At 70.4% G+C, this 17,136-nt stretch carries 17 protein-coding genes, 1 other RNA gene and 2 pseudogenes; 13 read left to right on the top strand and 7 right to left on the bottom strand.

Annotated elements, in window-relative coordinates; all coding sequences use genetic code 11:
• Window positions 1-116 precede the first annotated feature (116 nt).
• Window positions 117-533: RNase P RNA component class A (gene rnpB, locus V6U81_RS07460), an RNA gene on the top strand.
• Between the two features lie 819 nt (window positions 534-1,352).
• Window positions 1,353-1,649: a GYD domain-containing protein gene (locus tag V6U81_RS07465; RefSeq protein WP_334485831.1), complete on the top strand. Its 297-nt coding sequence runs from the start codon at window positions 1,353-1,355 to the stop codon at window positions 1,647-1,649.
• Between the two features lie 382 nt (window positions 1,650-2,031).
• Here V6U81_RS07465 and V6U81_RS07470 read toward each other — a convergent pair whose 3' ends face one another.
• Window positions 2,032-3,177: an IS701 family transposase gene (locus V6U81_RS07470; RefSeq protein WP_334485942.1), complete on the bottom strand. Its 1,146-nt coding sequence runs from the start codon at window positions 3,175-3,177 to the stop codon at window positions 2,032-2,034.
• A 91-nt stretch (window positions 3,178-3,268) separates the two neighbouring features.
• On the opposite strand from V6U81_RS07470, the pseudogene V6U81_RS07475 reads away from it, so the two are divergent.
• The 6 genes and pseudogenes from V6U81_RS07475 to V6U81_RS07500 all read left to right on the top strand — a co-directional run.
• Window positions 3,269-3,985: pseudogene (locus V6U81_RS07475) on the top strand (IS5 family transposase); the annotation flags it as partial.
• Between the two features lie 5 nt (window positions 3,986-3,990).
• A pseudogene (locus V6U81_RS07480) lies at window positions 3,991-4,950 on the top strand (replication initiator); the annotation flags it as partial.
• Window positions 4,951-4,968: 18 nt separating this feature from the next.
• Window positions 4,969-6,069, top strand: coding sequence for a tyrosine-type recombinase/integrase (locus V6U81_RS07485; protein WP_334485832.1), 1,101 nt, complete (start codon window positions 4,969-4,971; stop codon window positions 6,067-6,069).
• Between the two features lie 282 nt (window positions 6,070-6,351).
• Window positions 6,352-6,888: an alpha/beta fold hydrolase gene (locus tag V6U81_RS07490; RefSeq protein WP_334485833.1), complete on the top strand. Its 537-nt coding sequence runs from the start codon at window positions 6,352-6,354 to the stop codon at window positions 6,886-6,888.
• A 96-nt stretch (window positions 6,889-6,984) separates the two neighbouring features.
• On the top strand, window positions 6,985-7,380 hold the full coding sequence (locus V6U81_RS07495) for a VOC family protein (RefSeq protein ID WP_334485834.1): 396 nt from the start codon (window positions 6,985-6,987) through the stop codon (window positions 7,378-7,380).
• Between the two features lie 41 nt (window positions 7,381-7,421).
• The gene (locus tag V6U81_RS07500; protein WP_334485835.1) at window positions 7,422-8,030 is read left to right on the top strand and encodes a class I SAM-dependent methyltransferase; all 609 of its coding nucleotides are present in this window, start codon (window positions 7,422-7,424) and stop codon (window positions 8,028-8,030) included.
• A 154-nt stretch (window positions 8,031-8,184) separates the two neighbouring features.
• Here V6U81_RS07500 and V6U81_RS07505 read toward each other — a convergent pair whose 3' ends face one another.
• Window positions 8,185-8,922, bottom strand: coding sequence for a VOC family protein (locus tag V6U81_RS07505; RefSeq protein WP_334485837.1), 738 nt, complete (start codon window positions 8,920-8,922; stop codon window positions 8,185-8,187).
• Window positions 8,923-9,261: 339 nt separating this feature from the next.
• The gene (locus V6U81_RS07510) at window positions 9,262-9,720 is read right to left on the bottom strand and encodes an ArsI/CadI family heavy metal resistance metalloenzyme (protein WP_334485839.1); all 459 of its coding nucleotides are present in this window, start codon (window positions 9,718-9,720) and stop codon (window positions 9,262-9,264) included.
• A gap of 120 nt (window positions 9,721-9,840) precedes the next feature.
• On the opposite strand from V6U81_RS07510, the gene V6U81_RS07515 reads away from it, so the two are divergent.
• Complete coding sequence (locus V6U81_RS07515) at window positions 9,841-10,209, top strand: ArsR/SmtB family transcription factor (protein ID WP_334485841.1); 369 nt, start codon at window positions 9,841-9,843, stop codon at window positions 10,207-10,209.
• A gap of 140 nt (window positions 10,210-10,349) precedes the next feature.
• Here V6U81_RS07515 and V6U81_RS07520 read toward each other — a convergent pair whose 3' ends face one another.
• A complete protein-coding gene (locus V6U81_RS07520) occupies window positions 10,350-10,709 on the bottom strand; it encodes an ArsR/SmtB family transcription factor (RefSeq protein WP_334485842.1) in 360 nt (119 codons plus the stop codon).
• 66 nt (window positions 10,710-10,775) lie between these two features.
• Here V6U81_RS07520 and V6U81_RS07525 point away from each other — a divergent pair, with 66 nt between their 5' ends.
• Window positions 10,776-11,837 (top strand): cation diffusion facilitator family transporter, encoded by a 1,062-nt coding sequence (locus V6U81_RS07525; RefSeq protein ID WP_334485844.1) that lies wholly within the window; start codon window positions 10,776-10,778, stop codon window positions 11,835-11,837.
• A gap of 69 nt (window positions 11,838-11,906) precedes the next feature.
• Window positions 11,907-12,260, top strand: coding sequence for a hypothetical protein (locus V6U81_RS07530; RefSeq protein WP_334485846.1), 354 nt, complete (start codon window positions 11,907-11,909; stop codon window positions 12,258-12,260).
• Window positions 12,261-12,287: 27 nt separating this feature from the next.
• On the opposite strand, the gene V6U81_RS07535 is transcribed toward V6U81_RS07530, so the two are convergent.
• Together V6U81_RS07535 and V6U81_RS07540 are read right to left on the bottom strand one after the other, a co-directional pair.
• The gene (locus tag V6U81_RS07535; RefSeq protein WP_334485848.1) at window positions 12,288-13,556 is read right to left on the bottom strand and encodes an MFS transporter; all 1,269 of its coding nucleotides are present in this window, start codon (window positions 13,554-13,556) and stop codon (window positions 12,288-12,290) included.
• Between the two features lie 209 nt (window positions 13,557-13,765).
• Window positions 13,766-15,151 carry a squalene monooxygenase gene (locus tag V6U81_RS07540; RefSeq protein WP_334485850.1) on the bottom strand — a complete coding sequence of 462 codons (1,386 nt, stop codon included), beginning with the start codon at window positions 15,149-15,151 and terminating at the stop codon, window positions 13,766-13,768.
• A 67-nt stretch (window positions 15,152-15,218) separates the two neighbouring features.
• Between V6U81_RS07540 and V6U81_RS07545 the strand changes: the two genes are divergently transcribed.
• Window positions 15,219-15,350, top strand: a complete 132-nt coding sequence (locus tag V6U81_RS07545) for a hypothetical protein (RefSeq protein ID WP_334485852.1) — start codon at window positions 15,219-15,221, stop codon at window positions 15,348-15,350.
• A 246-nt stretch (window positions 15,351-15,596) separates the two neighbouring features.
• Complete coding sequence (locus V6U81_RS07550; RefSeq protein ID WP_334485854.1) at window positions 15,597-16,559, top strand: hypothetical protein; 963 nt, start codon at window positions 15,597-15,599, stop codon at window positions 16,557-16,559.
• Window positions 16,560-16,603: 44 nt separating this feature from the next.
• Here V6U81_RS07550 and V6U81_RS07555 read toward each other — a convergent pair whose 3' ends face one another.
• On the bottom strand, window positions 16,604-17,107 hold the full coding sequence (locus tag V6U81_RS07555; RefSeq protein ID WP_334485856.1) for an NUDIX hydrolase: 504 nt from the start codon (window positions 17,105-17,107) through the stop codon (window positions 16,604-16,606).
• Between the last annotated feature and the right edge of the window lie 29 nt (window positions 17,108-17,136).

The following is a 17,136-nucleotide window of genomic DNA, read 5'->3' on the forward strand; positions in this document are numbered from 1 at the left end:
TCGGGCGTGTCCGGTGGGCCGGAGGGCGCCGAACTGCTCGCCGAGCACTGAGGTGACGTCCCGTCAGGGCGGAAATGGCCCGCGCCGCCGCGTCGTTAGAATGAGGGTGCGACGGACGAGTCGACCGGGCGGTCGCGTCGACGGGCTCCGGCCCGTCGCCGAGGAACGTCCGGACTCCACAGGGCAGGGTGGTTGCTAACGGCAACCCGGGGTGACCCGCGGGACAGTGCCACAGAAAACAGACCGCCGGCCCATTCGGGTCGGTAAGGGTGAAACGGTGGGGTAAGAGCCCACCAGCACCCCGGGTGACCGGGGTGGCTCGGTAAACCCCACCCGGAGCAAGGCCAAGCAAGGGCCGTCACCGCAAGATGACGACCCGGCGCAGACGCTTGAGGGCTGCCCGCCCGATGTCTGCGGGTAGGCCGCATGAGCCTGTCGGCAACGGCAGGCCGAGATGGATGGCCGCCGCCGGCGCGTGACCCGCGAGGGGTACGCGCCGCGCACAGAATCCGGCGTACAGGTCGACTCGTCCGTCGCCCACCAGGTCAGCCGCCACCATATGGTGGCTGACCTGCTGTTTCCTCGGGCGCTACCGGTCGTCGTTGGTCGTATTTGGTCAGCGTTCAACGGTCCAGAGACGGCCCAGACGGCCCGGGCACGGCCCCGGGCCGAGCGGTTCACGGGGCTGCGCCGATTGGTCGGGCAGGCACGCGACGCGACCATGTCAGACCGCTTCGTTAACCTCCGCTGCCGATCAACATCGAGGCATCCAACACCGCAGCAGAGCGGCCTCCCTGGTCTGCTTGGGGGTGGTTCGGAAACCAAGCCGGGCCTAACCAGCGTCCAGGCTTCGTTGAGGGGCAAGGTGTGGCCTGTCAGCGTTGATCAGGCACAACGTGAGGGGTCGGGCGACGAGCGAGCCGCTCGACCCCTCGCTTGTAAGTTCTGGGCGCGCCGTCCGGCGGCGTCCCGGACCGTCTCCCGCCTTGGCCGACCGTCCGTGTGACACTGGCCCCGGTCGTCTCTATCCGGGCTGGTTGCTGTCACCGCTGCTGTCGACGCAGTGCGGCCCAGCAGAGGGAGGACACCCAGGCCGAACGCCAGGAACCACACCCAACTGAGCCACCTGCTTGGACTTGGCCGCACGCCGGGCTTGGTCATGCAGTCATGGAAGCACGCTCACCCACTGCCGGCCATCCCCCCGGTCACCGGCCCGACGGTCATACGTTGAAGCGGAACTTAGAGCCGCTGGCCCACCACCAGCGGGAACAGAACGCACACCTGATGCCGATTCCGGCCATTACGCCCGGAATTGACCTTACGATGAGGTCTCTTCATGGAGGTGAAGGACCATGCCGACGTATATCGCGTTGCTGAACTGGACCGATCAGGGGATCCGAGGCTACAAGGACACCGCGAAGCGCAGCGAGGCCTTCGCCGCAGCGACCCAGAATCTCGGGGCGAATCTACTGAACATTTACTGGACCGTCGGTCCGTACGACGTCGTGGCCGTCGTCGAGGCGCCCGACGACGAAACCGCCAGCGCGGCGCTCCTGCAGCTCGGCGGGGCGGGCAACGTTCGTACCACGACCCTGCGGGCCTTCGGTCGAGACGAGATGGATCGCGTCATCGCCAAAGCCGCTGGCTAAAGCCTTCCACACTGGCAGGATGGCGGCGCCCGGCGAGCCCGGCCAGCCATCGCTTCCAGGGCAGAGCTGGCATAACGAGTCAGCAGCCACGCGTCGTTGGTGCGATTGCGCGCTGACGATCGGTTGAGAGTCGGCGGCCTCGCCTCGGTGATTGGGTGGCCGCCTCACCGCTCTGCTCGCGCCAATGGCCGCCGTCGCCTGGACTAGTACTGCAACGGCAGTTATGGCGGGTAGCCGCGTTGGCGGTAATGGCTGGTGCGGGCTTGGTGTTGGCGTCGGCGGCGCCAGTGTGACCAGGCCCAGATGCGGGCCGGGCAGCGCGGGACGGTGAGGATCAGGGACACCATGAGACGGCGGATCTCCGGTACCGTGTAGCCGATCATCATGTCCTCGCCAACAGCGGTTCCCCTTTTGTCGTAAGGGTTCTGGCGGCGGCGAGCCAGGCGTGGGTGGCCATGGCGAGGGTGATGTGGGCGTGCCAGGCCCGCCAGTCACGGACCTGGTAGTCGTCCAGGCCGGCTTCTTGTTTGGCCTGCTGGAAGCATTCCTCGATCGCCCACCTGCTGCCGGCGATGCGGGCCAGGTCGATCAGGCGGGTGCGGCGAGGCCCGTAGCAGACGTAGTAGGCGATCTCCCCGGTGCTGACGCTGCGCCTGGCCAACAGCCAGTGCCCCCGACCGGGCCGCCAGCAGATCCGTACCGGCACGCGGGCCCAGTCGTAGTCGCGGGGGCCGTGCGCACCGGCGCCGGCGGACAAGCGACACCACGCCTGAGCGGGCAGAGCGGCGATCAGCTCGTCGGCGCGGCAGGTGCCCATCGTGGTGGTGATCATGTCGTCGTTGCGGCGGGTTGCCAGCACATAGCCCACATCCCGCTCTTCCAGCCAGACCCGCAGACTCTTGACCTGGCCGTAAGCTTCGTCGCCGGTGACCCACCCGACCGGCACCCCGGCGTCGAGGGCCCGAGCCAGCAGGGTCTTGGCGATCTGCGGCTTGGTCGCGAACTCGAGGTCGTCGGGGATGCCCGCGGCGCGGCACCGTTCACGGTCGTCGGTCCACGCCGCAGGCAGATACAACCGCCGGTCGATCAGCCCGTGCCCTTTCGCCGTGCGGTAGGCCAGGAACACCCCCACCTGACAGTTCTCGACCCTGCCGGCGGTCCCGGAGTACTGCCGCGCCACCCCCGCCGACCGCACACCCTTCTTCAGGAAGCCGGTGTCGTCGACGATCAGCACACCCTGCGGGTCACCGAGGTGCTCGACCAGGTAATCCCGCACGTCATCACGGACCGCCTCGACATCCCAGTCCGCCCACCGCAGCAACCGCTGCATCCCATCCGGCGACACCTCACCCGCCCGCTCCGCGAGGGTCCAGCCGTTCTTCCGCTCCAGCCCGGCAGCCAACCCACAAAGGTACTGCCGCACCCGAGCCCGCGGCTCCGCCCGCCGGAACCGACCCGCGATCCGCGCGTGCAACCGATCCAACTCCGCCGCCCACGCATCGACCTCCGCCACCGCCACGGCAGACATCATGCACTACAGCGCATCCACAACTGCCGTTGCAGTACTAGGGCGTGTCCTGCCGATCTTGTAGTGGTTGATCGTTGACGATGTGCCGGTGGTGCGTCGTGGTGAGTTGACCGATGAGGCGTGGGCGGTGATCGCGCCGCTGCTGCCCGAACCGGGAAGTTCTCGGGGGCGGTGGCGGGATCATCGGCAGGTCATCAACGGAGTTCTGTGGAAGCTGCGCACCGGCGCGCCTTGGCGTGACCTGCCGGAACGCTTCGGGCCGTGGAAGACCTGCCACGAGCGCCTGCGCCGATGGACGGCGGATGGGACGTGGGATCGGATTCTGGCCGCGGCGCAGGTCCACGACGACGGCACACCGGTGCAGTGGACGATCAGTATCGACTCGTCGATCGTGCGGGCGCACCAGCATGCCGCTGGCGCCCGCAAAAAGGGGGCTCCCCGACAAGTGCGGCGACGCCTGGTGCGCAAGCTGGTGAGGCCATCGGCCGATCCCGCGGCGGACTGAGCACGAAGATCCACCTCGCCGTCGACGGACGCGGCCGGCCGTTGTCAATCCTGCTCACCCCAGGCCAGGCCGGCGACAACCCCCAGCTACTGGCCCTGCTCGACGCCATCGCCGTGAACGAGCCTGGACCCGGCCGGCCCCGTAAACGGCCCGATGTGCTGATCGCCGACAAGGGCTACGCGCACGACTCGACCCGTCGGGCGTTGCGTTCTCGGGGGATCCGCCACGTCATCCCCGAACGCTCCGACCAGGTCGCCCGCCGGGCCCCGGTCCGGCTCTCGCCCGGGAAGGTCGCCGAACTTCAGGCCCGGGGAGCGGTGCACTTTCACGCCATCGCCCGCCTCGACGGCGTCGACCCAGCCGACCCCGACCGATCGTTCCGCCGCCGGCCGGGTTCACCGTCGCCGACCTCATCGACGCGTTCCGGCACGCCGCCGCGCAGGTCCCTTTCCGCACTCCGTCGCACCCGGACCGGCCCGAGGGCTGGCTCATCGCCTGGGGCGTGCAGCTCGACATCCGCCCCATCACCACCCGTTGACGGTGACGTCACCGACGGCATGGTCGCCGGCTACCTTGCCAAGTACGCCACCAAGAGCACCGAGGCCACCGGGCACACCTCCACCCGCCTGACCGCCGAAACGATCGGCGACTACGCCGACCCCGACGGCGACCACACCGCCCGCCTCATCGACGCGTGCTGGCGCATCGGCCGCCCCACCAGCACCCCGGTCCCACTGTCCGAGCGGCCCCGCGACCCTCGACCCCGGCCCGGCTTCGTCGACCGCTGGCAGTGCCCCGACTGCGGCACCCACACCCACTACCCCGCCTGCCTGACCTGCATCGCCCAGCGTCAAGCCGCCCTTGACGCCCCACCGGCCAGCAGCCCCGAGGCCACCAATCCCTACGCCCGGCTGCGGCGATGGGCGCACATGCTCGGCTACGGCGGTCACTTCCTCACCAAAGCCCGCCGCTACTCCGTGACCTTCCAACTCCTTCGCGACAACCGAGTCACCTTCCGCCGACACGAGCACGAGCACCAGGCCGACGATCACACCGCCACCCTCCGAGCCATCGACCACGTCGACCACGACAGCACCCTGATCGTCGGCACCCTCACCTTCGCAGGCGTCGGCTGGCACACCACCGGAGACGCCCTGCTCGCCAACACCGCCGCCGCCATGGCCCGCGAGCGACGAACCGCCGGCCGTGAAGAACTCGCCCACGAACTCGGCACCACCCCGGCCGGCACCGTGCCGGCCGCCGCCTGACGACACGAAAGGATGACCGTGACTGCGCGAGATCCCGTCGACAAACTCTGGTCCGTTGAAGACGTTGCCGCCCGCATCGGACACCTGCGCTACGACCCGGCAGAGCTGCGCGGCGCGTACGTCGACCCTGTCGCCGGCCGGATCACCTTCGCCGACTACGCCGAGGGGTGGCTGCGCACCCGAAGCTTCGACGAGTCGACGCGTGAGACGACCGAGATCCGGGTCCGTAAGCACCTCCTGCCGTACTTCGGCAAGCGCCAGCTGGCCGCCATCAAGCCGGGGCACATCCGCGAGTGGGACGCCAGCATGGTCGGCAAGCTCGCCCCGTCGACCCGGTCCGTGGTCTTCGCTCACCTGCGCACCATCCTCGGCGCGGCGGTCGACGACGAGCGCATCCCGAAGAACCCGTGCGCCGCCCGGTCGGTCAGCCAGCCGCGTCCCGTCGAGCGGCGTGTGGTGCCGTGGAAGCTCGACGACATCGCCGCCATTCGCGCCGGCCTGCCCGAGCGCTACCGGGCCGCCGTCGACCTGGGTGCCGGGTGCGGCATGAGCCAGGGGGAGGTCTTCGGCCTGGCCGTCGACGACATCGACCTCGACTCGGGCTGGCTGCACATCCAACGTCAGGTCAAGCTGGTCCGCCACCGGCTCGTCCTCGGCCTGCCCAAGAACAACCGGGACCGGCGAGTGCCTCTGCCGGGCTCGGTGGCCGACATCCTGCGACAGCACATCAAGGACCATCCGCCGCTGTCCATCACCCTTCCATGGGAGGACCCGGCCAGCGGAGAGCAGGTCACCGCTGACCTGATCCTGAGCACCACCTGGCGCAAGCCGATCAACCGCTGCTGGTTCGACTCCAAAGCGTGGCGTCGCGCCGTCACGGCTGCCGGCATCGTGCCGTCCAGGTCGACCGGCATGCACGCCCTACGGCACTTCTACGCCTCGGCGCTGCTCGACGCGGGGGAGAGCATCAAGGCCCTCGCCTCGTACCTCGGCCACTCCGACCCCGGCTTCACCCTCCGGGTCTACACCCACCTCATGCCGGCCAGCGAGGAACGCACCCGCAACGCCATCGACCGGCTCTGGTGGCCCGGGGTGGTTGACGGCCCAGAGACGGCCTGAGGCAGGGGAGTGGTGACGTTTGCACAGCTCAGCACCCATGCTCTCACCTGAATCCGGCGTACAGGTCGACTCGTCCGTCGCCCACCAGGTCGCAGCCTCGAACAAGGCTGCGACCTGGTCCTATGCCAGGCTGTCCATGGGCGTTGGTGGTCAGATCAAGTTGCCTACATCTGCCTGGTGTGACCCCTGCTGACACCGCGTTGTGCCCGTGAATGGCCCGACGATGCCGCCCTTGTCGCACGCGGACAGCACGCTGGACCTGTCTTGCGTAAGGTCGCCCGCATGGCTGACGCTGTCGTGATTCCCGGCGCCTGGTACGGACCGGGCGCTCCCCTGCTGATGTATGCCGGCGATGTGGCGGAGCAGCGGGGCGCAACGGTACATCGGCACTCGTGGTCCCAGGGGTTTCCTAAGCCTGATCAGCCAGAAATCGAGAGCTGGGTTGGCGGTGAGATCGTTCCACTGCTCGACACCATTGGCGGTCGCCCACTGCTGATCGGCAAGTCGCTCGGCACGAACGCGGCAGCGATTGCCGCCGAAAGATCCTTGCCCGCCGTGTGGCTCACGCCCTTGCTCACCCTGCCGTGGGTGGCTGACGCGTTGGGCCGCGCAACCGCGCCGTTCCTGCTCGTGGGTGGCACTGCCGACAAGCTATGGGACGGTGACATCGCCCGCCAGCTGTCGCCCCACGTGCTAGAGGTGGAAGGCGCGGACCACGGTATGTACGTGCCCGGCCCGCTTACCGAGTCGATCGCGGTGCTCAGTCGAGTCGTAGTCGCCGTGGAGGAGTTCCTCGACACGATTGGCTGGCCGAGCTAGGCCTGTCACGGGACATGCTTGACAGCGAGGATGTTGGGGACGCTGCTGGGTCGAAATCTGCTCGATCGTCTCGGCAGGTCCTGCAACGATGCCCGAGTGACTTCCTACATCTCCCATACCAGCGTCGACTGTGCCGATGCGTATACCTTGTGCCGCTGGTGGCAGGCCGTCCTCGATTACGTCGAGGACCCCGATGATCCGAACGAGCCGGGGCACGAGGAATGCATGATCTTCTCTCGGGACCGGACGCATCGTCTGCTCTTCATCGAGGTGCCAGAGTCGAAGCAGGTCAAGAACAGAATCCACTTCGATCTGCGTCCAGTCGAAGGCTCACGCGATGCCGAACTAGCCCGACTGATCGAGCTGGGTGCGACCACCGTCGACGACCGACGCAACGCAGACGGAACCGGATGGGCGGTGCTCGCGGATCCCGAGGGAAACGAGTTCTGCATCCTCCGGAGCAACGCCGAGGTTGCTGCTGGGCCAGCATGACACCGCCTGCTCTGCCAAGCCGAGAGCCATATAGTCGCGTCGTGAGCATGGAGCAGGTCCGGCAGGCATACGCGTCCGTCGCGGAGCTCTACATCGGGATGTTCGGTACAAGCCAGCAGGTACACGCCGACGACCTCGCCTTCATCGGGCGACATCTGGCGGGCCGACCTGGCGCGGTGCTCGATCTGGGCTGTGGGCCTGGACATATCACCGATTACCTTCGCTCGCTGGGCGTCAACGCGACGGGAATCGACATGGTTCCCGAGTTCATCGCCCATGCGCAGGCAGCTCACCCGAGCGGTAGCTACCAACTCGGGTCGATGGAAGATCTCGCCGTTGCCAACCACTCCATCGCCGGCATCCTGGCCTGGGGCTCGTTGATCCATCTGCCGCCGCAAGATCTCGACGGCGTGCTTGCTGAGTTCCGGCGAGTAATGGCCCCGGCCGGAACGTTAGTGCTTGCCATCTTCGTAGGTGACGAGGTCGCCGCCTTCGACCACAAGGTCGTGACCGCCTATCGCTGGCCCGTTGACGAGTTCTCCGAGCGACTGGCGCGGGCCGGCTTCACGGAAGTGGAGCGCCTGCAGCGGCCCAGCGAAGGCACTCGCCGGCCACACGCCGCCATCGCGGCAATCGCGACCGAAGGGTGAGCTGAGGTCGGCGAGCCTCCGTGCACTCACATCAGCATGACCGCGCGATCAGCGGCAGATCGGACGTGCCGAACTACTCGCAGGCAATGCCGGCCAGGGCGCGTCGCGAAAATCCGCGCTCGTGGCCGTATTGAGCGGATGAAGAGGGTGTGGGTCAGCTTGGGGTGAGGAGGCAGAACTCGTTGCCTTCCGGGTCGGCGAGGACCATCCACGGGATATCGCTCTGGCCTAGGTCGATGGCGGTGGCGCCGAGAGTCCGCAGTCTGGCCGCCTCTGCCTCCAGGTCGTCACCTGGGTACGGGCGGAGGTCGAGATGGACGCGGTTCCACACGGTCTTCACGTCGGGTGTGCGCAGGAACTGCAGATATGGGCCGACGCCCTTGGCGGAGCGCAGTACCGCGTTGTGGTCGGTCACCTCGTGCAGGGTCCAGTCCATGGCCTTGCCCCAGAAGCCGGCCATGGCTCGCGGATCCGCGCAGTCGACCACTACCGCGGCGATCGGTCCGGTGTCTCGGTAGAGCGGTCGGGGGTCCAGCACGCAGAACTCGTTGCCCTCCGGGTCGGCCATGACCGTCCAGGGGACGTCGCCCTGGCCTACGTCGGCGGGTGTTGCGCCGAGATCCTTCAGGCGCGTGACCACTTCCGCCTGATGGGCCGCCGAGGTGGTGGCGAGGTCGACGTGCACGCGGTTCTTCACCGTCTTGGGTTCCGGGGAGACGACGAGGTCGATGCAGACAGCGACGGGGTCGGGGTAGACGAAGCCCTCGGGTTCGAGGTTGGTCACGCCGGGTCCCTCGCTGGAGACTCCCCAGCCGAGCGCCTCCGCCCAGAAACCGCCCAGCGCGGAGTCGTCCCGAGCCTTCATGTTGATTTGAACAAGCCGCGTTGCCATGCCGACGATGCTAGCGGCAGGCTGGCACATCAAGATCGGCCGTACTGATCTCGGCATGTGAGTCGTCCCAGCCGGTCAGGTGTCGCCGACTGTAACCGGGTCCACTGAGCAACCACCCTCCGCGTCTACACGCACCTCATGCCGTCGAGCGAGGAACGGACCGACAGGCCATCGACAACCTGTTCCCGAGGGTGACCGGATCTGAACAGGTCGACTCGTCCGTCGCCCACCAGGTCAGCCGCCCCCACGTGGTGGCTGACCTGCTGTTTCTTCGGGTGTTGCTGGTTGTGGGTGTGCGCGCCGGCCGCCAGGCTGCGGCCAGCGCGCACACCGCAATGGTCAGCAGCAGCTTGACGCGTCACCACTGGAGACCGGCTCCTGCTCGGCCGCCGGGGTGCAGCAGGCGCTCTCGGTCGCCTTCTGAAGCTGGTCCGAGTCGGCCTTGACGGTGTAGACCTCCCAGGGCTCGTTGCCAGGACCGCGCACCCAGACCTTGTCCTGGAGGGCGTAGCAGCACTCGGTGCTGTTCTCTTCCAGGGTGATCAGGCCGGCGTCGGTGAGTCGCTGGGTGGCAGCGTTGACCTCGTCGGTGCTGAACACCTCGACGCCCAGGTGGTCCATCACGGTGGGCTGCTCGGGCTCGCCTTCGAGCAGGACGAGCTTCAGCGGCGGGTTCTCGATGGCGAAGTTGGCGTAGCCGGGGCGACGCTTGGCCGGCTCGGTGTTGAACAGCTTGGAGTAGAAGGCGACGGAGCCTTCGAGGTCGGACACGCGCAGGGCGAGCTGGACACGGGACATGGGATTCCTCCTGTTGGGTGAGGTCAGCGGACGAGCAGGTTGGTCGGCATGCCTTGCCTAGATGGTTTTCGAAGCAGCCCCACTGTTGCACCCTGTTTTTACATCTGTCAACCTAGAGGAATGTCGAAACAGCCTCTTCCTGTGGTGGATCTTCAAGCGGTGGCGTGTTGCTCTCCGCTGGCAGTACGTCCGCTGGATGTCGACCAGGCGGCGGTGGTCGCGCCGATGTTCAAGGCCCTCGGTGACCCGGTCCGGCTGCGGCTGATGTCGATGATCGCCTCGGTGTCCGAGATGTGCGTGTGCGATCTGACCCCGGCGTTCGACCTGTCCGGGCCGACCATCTCGCACCACCTGAAGGTGCTGCGAGAGGCCGGTCTTGTCGACTCCGAGCGTCGGGGCACGTGGGTGTGGTACCGGGTCAGGCCGGAGGCGTTCCGTCAGCTCGGGGCGCTGCTGGACCTGCCGCCAGCGCTCGCCTCGTCAAAATAGGGAGATCGGCGGGTCGCACGGGCAACGCCTACCGCGGCTGCGGCACCGTCGGCCGGGTCCTCCGGGTCGAGCAGGAAGACTCCCCAGAAGACGAGGACGGCGAGGGCGTGACGTGACAGGCCGGCAGCCGGCTCTCGTACTCAGTCATGCTCCGGTGTGCCGCTGACCTGGTGGGCGGCGGCGTGCAGCACCTCGGTCACCAGCCGGCGTACGTGCCCGCCCCTGGCCCGGTAGAGAGCCCGGCGGCCGTCGCGTCGTACGCTCACCAGCCCGGCCAGCCGGAGCTTGCCGAGGTGTTGTGACACCGCCGGTCGCGCCATCCCGACCGCCGCCACCAGCGCCGTCACGTCGTGCTCGCCCTCGCTGAGCAGCCACATCAGCCGCAGCCGGGTGCCGTCCGCGAGCATCCGCAGCATCTCGGTCGCCGCCTCCACCCCCTCCTCGCCGGGGAGGCGTTGTTGCAGGTCATTGGCACCTGCAACGTTGTCGCGTGCGTACATGAGCACATATTATCGCCGGTGGTCGGCGGCGCGGACCTACCGTGCCGCCAGAGGCAGGGGGAACCGGTGCAGGATCACGACCACCGCCATGGCGAGCCGCACCACGAGCACAACCACAACCACAACCGTCGGGTGACCGGGTGGCGGCATCGGCTGGGACACGCCTTCGTCCCGCACTCGCACGACTCCCGGGCGAAGATCGACCCCGCGCTGGAGTCGTCCCGGGACGGGCTGCGCGCGCTGTGGATCTCGCTGGTCGGCCTGGGCCTCACCGCCGTCGCCCAGGCCGTCGTCGTGGTGTTCTCCGGCTCGGTCGCTCTGCTCGGCGACACCCTGCACAACGTCGCCGACGCCCTCACCGCCGTACCCCTCGGGATCGCCTTCCTCCTCGGCCGGCGGGCCGCCACCCGCGCCTACACCTACGGCTTCGAGCGCGCCGAGGACCTCGCCGGCATCGTCATCGTCGCGGTCATCGCCGCGTCCGCGGTCGCCGCCGGCTGGACCGCGGTCGCCCGCCTGCTCCATCCCGCCGAGATCAGCCACCTGTCCTGGGTCGCCGCCGCCGGGATCATCGGGTTCGTCGGCAACGAGCTGGTCGCCCGCTACCGCATTCGCGTCGGCCGCCGGATCGGCTCCGCCGCCCTGATCGCCGACGGCCTGCACGCGCGTACCGACGGCTACACCTCGCTCGCCGTGGTCGCCGCCGCCGGCGGGGCCGCGCTCGGCTGGCGGTGGGCCGACCCCGTCGTCGGCCTGGTCATCGCCGTCGCCATCGCCCTCGTGCTCAAGGACGCCGCCCGCGAGGTCTACCGACGGCTCATGGACGCCGTCGACCCCGCCGTCGTCGACCAGGCCGAGGCCGCGCTGCGGGCTGTCGACGGCGTCCGCGACGTGGCGGCGGTCCGACTGCGGTGGATCGGTCACCGGCTGCACGCCGAAGCGGATCTCGTGGTGGACGCCGAGCTCAGCCTCGTCGCCGCGCACGAGATCGCCGCCGACGCCGAGCATCAGCTCACCCACGCCGTACCCCGGTTGACCAGCGCCACCGTGCACACCGACCCGGACAGCCACCCCGGCGGGCACCACCACAGCGATCTCTCCCACCGGCGTCGCCGGCTGCCGCGCTGACTGCGCCGGCCGGGCCGTCCCACGTCGCGCGTGCGACGATGGTCCACATGTCGATCTGCCGAAAGGGCCATGCCGCGTAGGCGTCCCGCGCAGCTCCGCGCCGACCTTCTGCACCGCCGACCCCTCGACCGGACCACCTCCCGCGTTCCGGGGCTCTCCCGGCAGGGACTGCGGGCCGTCGCGTACCTCGAACGTTCCCGCCTGGGCGGCCATGCCGTCTCCGACGCGTTGGAGGCCTGGTCCTGGTTCGTCCGGGACCCCTGGCACCGACTCTGGGATCCGACCTCCGGCTGCGGGGTGATGCAGTGTTGCCCGAACCCGCCCGAGGTCCGCTGGATCCTGGACGTCGCCGCTGCCGCGTTGCCGCCCCGGGACGCGCGAGTCCTCCGCAGACAGGTCGCATTCCTCGACGACCTGTGGTGACCAGCGCCGCCTGCCCGGCTACGGCGGTCAGGGCGCGTACGGCCGGCGCCGTTCCGCCGCCCGCACCACGGCCGGCATCACCAGTCCCACCGCGACGAACACCCCGCCGAGCAGCAGCCACCCGGGCGCGCCCCAGGTGAGGCAGCAGAGCGCGAGCACCGACGGCGCCGCCACGCCGGCCAGCCCGGAGCCGAAGCCGAAGAGCCCGGAGTACTGCCCCTGCGCGTGGGCGGGCGCCAGCGCGAACCGCAGTTCCAGGGAGCCGGCGGTGTGCCACAGCTCGCCGACGGTGTGTACGCAGATGCCGGCCACGACGAGCGCGGCGGCGAGGCGGCCGGGGAGTCCGGCCGCCGCGGCCATCGCCGCCATGCCGACCAGGAACGCCACGCCCGAGCGGCGGATCACCCGGGCGGCGGTGGCGGTGTCGTCGACCCCGCGGCTGGCCCGGACCTGGAGCAGCACGACCAGCGCGGTGTTGACCAGCGCGGCCCCGCCGACGAGCCAGCGGGGCGCGTCGGTGTTGCCGACGATCCACAGCGGCAGCGCGAAGAGCAGCACCTGGTGGTGGATGGACAGCACCCCGTCGAGCGCGGTGACGGCGAGGTATCCGCAGTCCCGCAGCGCACTCCACCGGCCGGTCTCCGACGGCACGGGCAGGGGCGGCAGGGACGGCAGCGCGGTGATGACGGCGGCGCAGGCGAGGAAGCTGACCGCGTTGCCGAGGACCAGGGCGAGGTACGCCGGTCGGCTGTCCAGCTGCACGGCGAAGCCGGCGGCGACCGCCGCGCCGCTGCCGGCGAGGTTGCCCACCGAGCGCAGGTACGACCGGTACCGCGCGAGCTGGTTCCCGCCGACCTGCCGGACCAGCGGTCCGCGGGCCGCGGCCCCGGCGGCGCGGGCGAGTTCCCCCAGGCAGAGCGCCGCGACGAAGAGCCCGAAGGAGTGGACGAACACCAGGGCCGCCATCATGACCGCCTGCGCGCAGAGCGTCAGCAGGTAGACCTCGCGTGGTCCGCGCCGGTCGGCGACGTGGCCGACCGGCACCCCGGCGAGCAGGCCGACCACGGCGGCGACGCCCATCCCCAGGCCAACCTGGGTGACGGAGAGCCCGACCGAGCGGGTGAAGAACAGCGCCGAGCTGACCATGAAGAGGCCGTTGCCGACCATGTTGACGAACGTGGCGAGCGCGAGGACGCGCTGCGGCCGGGACTCGGGCAGCAGCCCGCGCCGCACCGTCCAGGACCGCCCGTCCGGGCGGGTGTCAGGCTGTTCTTCCTGCGTGGCGTGTACGGACATGGCGGTGTTGTCCTTCCCCCGTGGACGGCCCGCCGATGATGCCAACGCCGGCACCGGGGCGGCATCGGCTCGCTGCCCGATACCGGTCAGGGGTCGACGCTGATACGTTCATTACCGTCGAGGAAAGCCTTTTCGGTCTGCCGCCCGGACGTCCCGCCGTCCTCCGCGCCGGTCAGGCGGCCCCCCTTCCGCCTGACCGCAGCCCCCGCTCAGTGGACCGACAGCTCCTCGGCCTGCATCTCCGGCTCGGTACGTACGACCGGCGGGACGGCACGCCGACCGGACCAGAGCACCCGGGCGACGATGCCCGGCGCGAAGAGCCCCGGTGGCGGAGTCATCAGGTTGGCGACGCTGAGGAAACGCCGTCCGACGACGGCGTGCCGCGCGGCGGCGACGTGCAGCCGGGTGACGTAGCCGTTGAGGAAGCGGGTCCGGCGGCTGCGCGGCCCGACCACCGCCGGGTGGCGCAGGTCGGCGCCGACCGCCATGTCCCACGGGACGTCCACCACCTTGGCCGCTCCGGCGAAGAAGCGGCGCGGCAGCTCCTGCCGGCCCTGCCGGAGGCAGTCGCGCAGCACCATCGCCTCCACCGCGGCCACCGTCATGCCCTGCCCGTAGGCCGGGTTGAAGCTGCACACCGCGTCGGCGACGGCGATGAAGCCCTCCGGCAGTCGGCTCAGGTGCTCGTACCGGCGGCGCACGCTGGTGGGCAGCCGCATCCGCTTCGGCGGGCCGAGCGGCTCCGCCCGGCTCAGCAGCGCGTGCAGCTCCGGGGCGGGCAGCCGGCCGGCGAAGGCGAGGTAGCCGTCCGGGTCGACCGGTGGGGCCTGGCCCGGGCCCACGCCGAGCAGCGTGACCATCCAGCGATCGCCCTCGGCCGCGATGGCGACCCCGCCGTACGGGGTGGCCGGCGACGGGCTGCTGACGAACGCGGCAAAGTCGGCCTCGCCGGGGGTACGGCGGTAGTCGCGGGAGACGTACACCGTGTGGGGGTCGACCCGCTCCTCGGCGGGCGGCTGGTAGCCGAGTTCGGCGAGCCAGGTGGGGCCACGGTTGCCGCGGCCGGTCGCATCCACGACCAGCTCGGCGTCGTGGTGTTCCTCGGTGCCGCCCCGGGGCAGGATCCGCGCGCCGGTGACCGTGCCACCGTCGGCGTCGGCGAGCAGCCCCAACGCCTCGCAGCCGTCGTGGATCTCGACGTTCGGCAGCGCGCGGACCCGGTCCCGCACGTATCCCTCCAGGGCTCGCCGGCTGACGCAGAGTCCCTGCAGGCCGGAGGCGACCCGGGGGATCCGGTGGCCGTCGTTGACCCAGAGGCAGTCCCGCTGGATGTCGATGGCGAGGGCGCCCTGGGCGGTCAGGTCGGCGGTCAGGCCGGGGAAGAGTTCCTCGAGGACCTGTCGGCCCCGGGCGAGCAGGCCGTGCGAGTGCCCGCTCTGCGGCACACCCTTGCGGTCGGCGGCCTCCGTCGGCAGCTCGTCACGGTCGAAGACGACGACCTTCGCGTACGACTCGCTCAGGACCCGGGCGGCGAGCAGGCCGCCGATGCTGCCGCCGAGGACGATCGCCTGCCCGGTCTCATGGGTGGTGGACACGGTGGACTCCGTTTCATCAAATGGGTGCCTACAGTGAGCGACACGGCGACGCGGTGAAGAAAGCGAATTGGCGGACGGCTACTTGACAGCAGATCGCCGCCTCGTCGGCGCTGGCCTTCCCGAGCTTTTGTCCGCCGAACTGCGGCAGGTGAAAGCCCTGCTCAACGCGCTCTTTGCGCTTTCCTGCCGGGTGTGGTGACCGACGTCTCTCAGTCGTCTACCGGTCAATTTCTCCGGCGCTCATTCCGCCGAATGGATGACCGGGCGAACTGGTCGATCGGGCGTGCCGGGAAGGCTGAAAGGTCGCTCACCCCGGAGGCCGCCCCGTCCTTCGGCGGCGCGGCCGGGGCGCCCGCATGGTGAGCCGCCCGGCCGGGCCGCACCGCACGAGGGGCGCCGACCTGGCGACCGGCCCGGCCGTCCGGAATCGGCAGCAGGCACGTACATGGTGACCCGACGCGTCGCCGAGGCGCTGCTCCGTGCGGCGGCCCGCCGCTGGCCCGCCGACCTCCGCACCGAGCTGCACCGCGAGTGGGCCGCCGAGCTGCACGTGCTCGCGCGGAGCGGGCAGCGGGCCCGGATGCTGCGCTTCGCCGCCAGCCTGGCCAGCAGCCGGGCAGCCACCCCGCTGGTGGACCGGACGGTCCTGCACCGTCAGCTCCGGCGGACCGCCGCGGCCCTGCTGCTCGCCCCGGTCCTCTGCGTCGCGGTCGTGCTCGTCGCCCTGACCGCGATGAACCGGGCGTACGCCGCGCTGCTCGGGGTCGCCGGCTGGGCCGACGCGGTGCAGCTACCGCTCTGGTCGGCGCTGACCGCCGGGCTGGGCGTGCTGCTGGCGCTCCTCGTCGCCTGGGCGGCCCGGCGCGGGGTCCGGGTCGGCCCGCCGGCCACCGCGCTCGGCGTCGCGCTGCCGGTCGCGGTCACCGCGCTGCTGGTGGAGTCGGGCGTCAACGACAATCCGGAGAAGCTGGCCCGGACCCTGCCCGGGGTGCTGGTCTGGCTGGTCGGGCTGACCCTCACGCTCTGGGCCGCGGCCCGGCTGGCGCGGGCCGGGCGGACCCGGCTGGCCTGGACGGTCGGCGTGCTCGGCGCGTTCGCGGCGGCGGACGTCGCGGTCATCCTCACCGTGGTCGCCAACATCCCGGCCGTCGACCCGGTGGCGCAGGCCGGCGAGCCGCACGACGCCGTGGACCGGGTCTCCGCCCCGCTCTGGCTGTTCGCCTGCTGGACGGACTCGTCGTTCGGGCTGCCCCGGCCGACGAGCTGGGAACGGTTCCTCATCACCGACCTGGTGCTCACCGAGCCGTACTTCTACCTCGCCTGCACCCCGTACGCGTTGACCTGGGCGATCCGGACGGCGCGCAGCGAGCCGGTCGCCGTCGCGGCGCCGGCCGGCGTACCGGCGTGAGCCGGGGGAGAAGCGGGGGCTGAGCCGCCTCGCGCGGAGGGCCGTCAGCCGGCCACGGTCAGGTCGTCCCAGGACGTGCCGGCCGGCAGGTACCAGGCCGCCTCCTCCCGGGCGAGCGCCCGGGTGATGACCAGCCGGGCGTGCGAGTCCAGCGGGGGCAGGTCGTCCAGCGGGAACCACCGCACCGCCACCGACTCGTCGTCGTTGACCCGGGCCGTGCCGCCGAGCAGTCGGCACTCGAAGCCCAGGTTGAGGTACTCGCACCGGTCGCCGTTGGGATAGGTGTGCGGGTGCGAGACGACGCTGGCCAGCCGTACCGGCTCCACCCGCAGGCCGGTCTCCTCCTCGACCTCGCGCACCACCGCGGTCGCCGGCTGCTCGCCGGGCTCCACGAAACCGCTGACCACCGACCAGCGACCGTCGTCGGCGCGCTGCCCGAGCAGCAGCTCACCGGCGGGGTTCCGGACCACCGCGCTGACGCTCGGCAGCCAGAGCAGTTCGGTGCCGACGTGCGCGCGCATCCGCCGGATGTAGTCAGGTACGGGCATCCGGCGACTCTAGCCAGCCGGCCGCGGCG

The organism is Micromonospora lacuserhaii (assembly GCF_036902735.1).
Lineage (GTDB): Bacteria > Actinomycetota > Actinomycetes > Mycobacteriales > Micromonosporaceae > Micromonospora.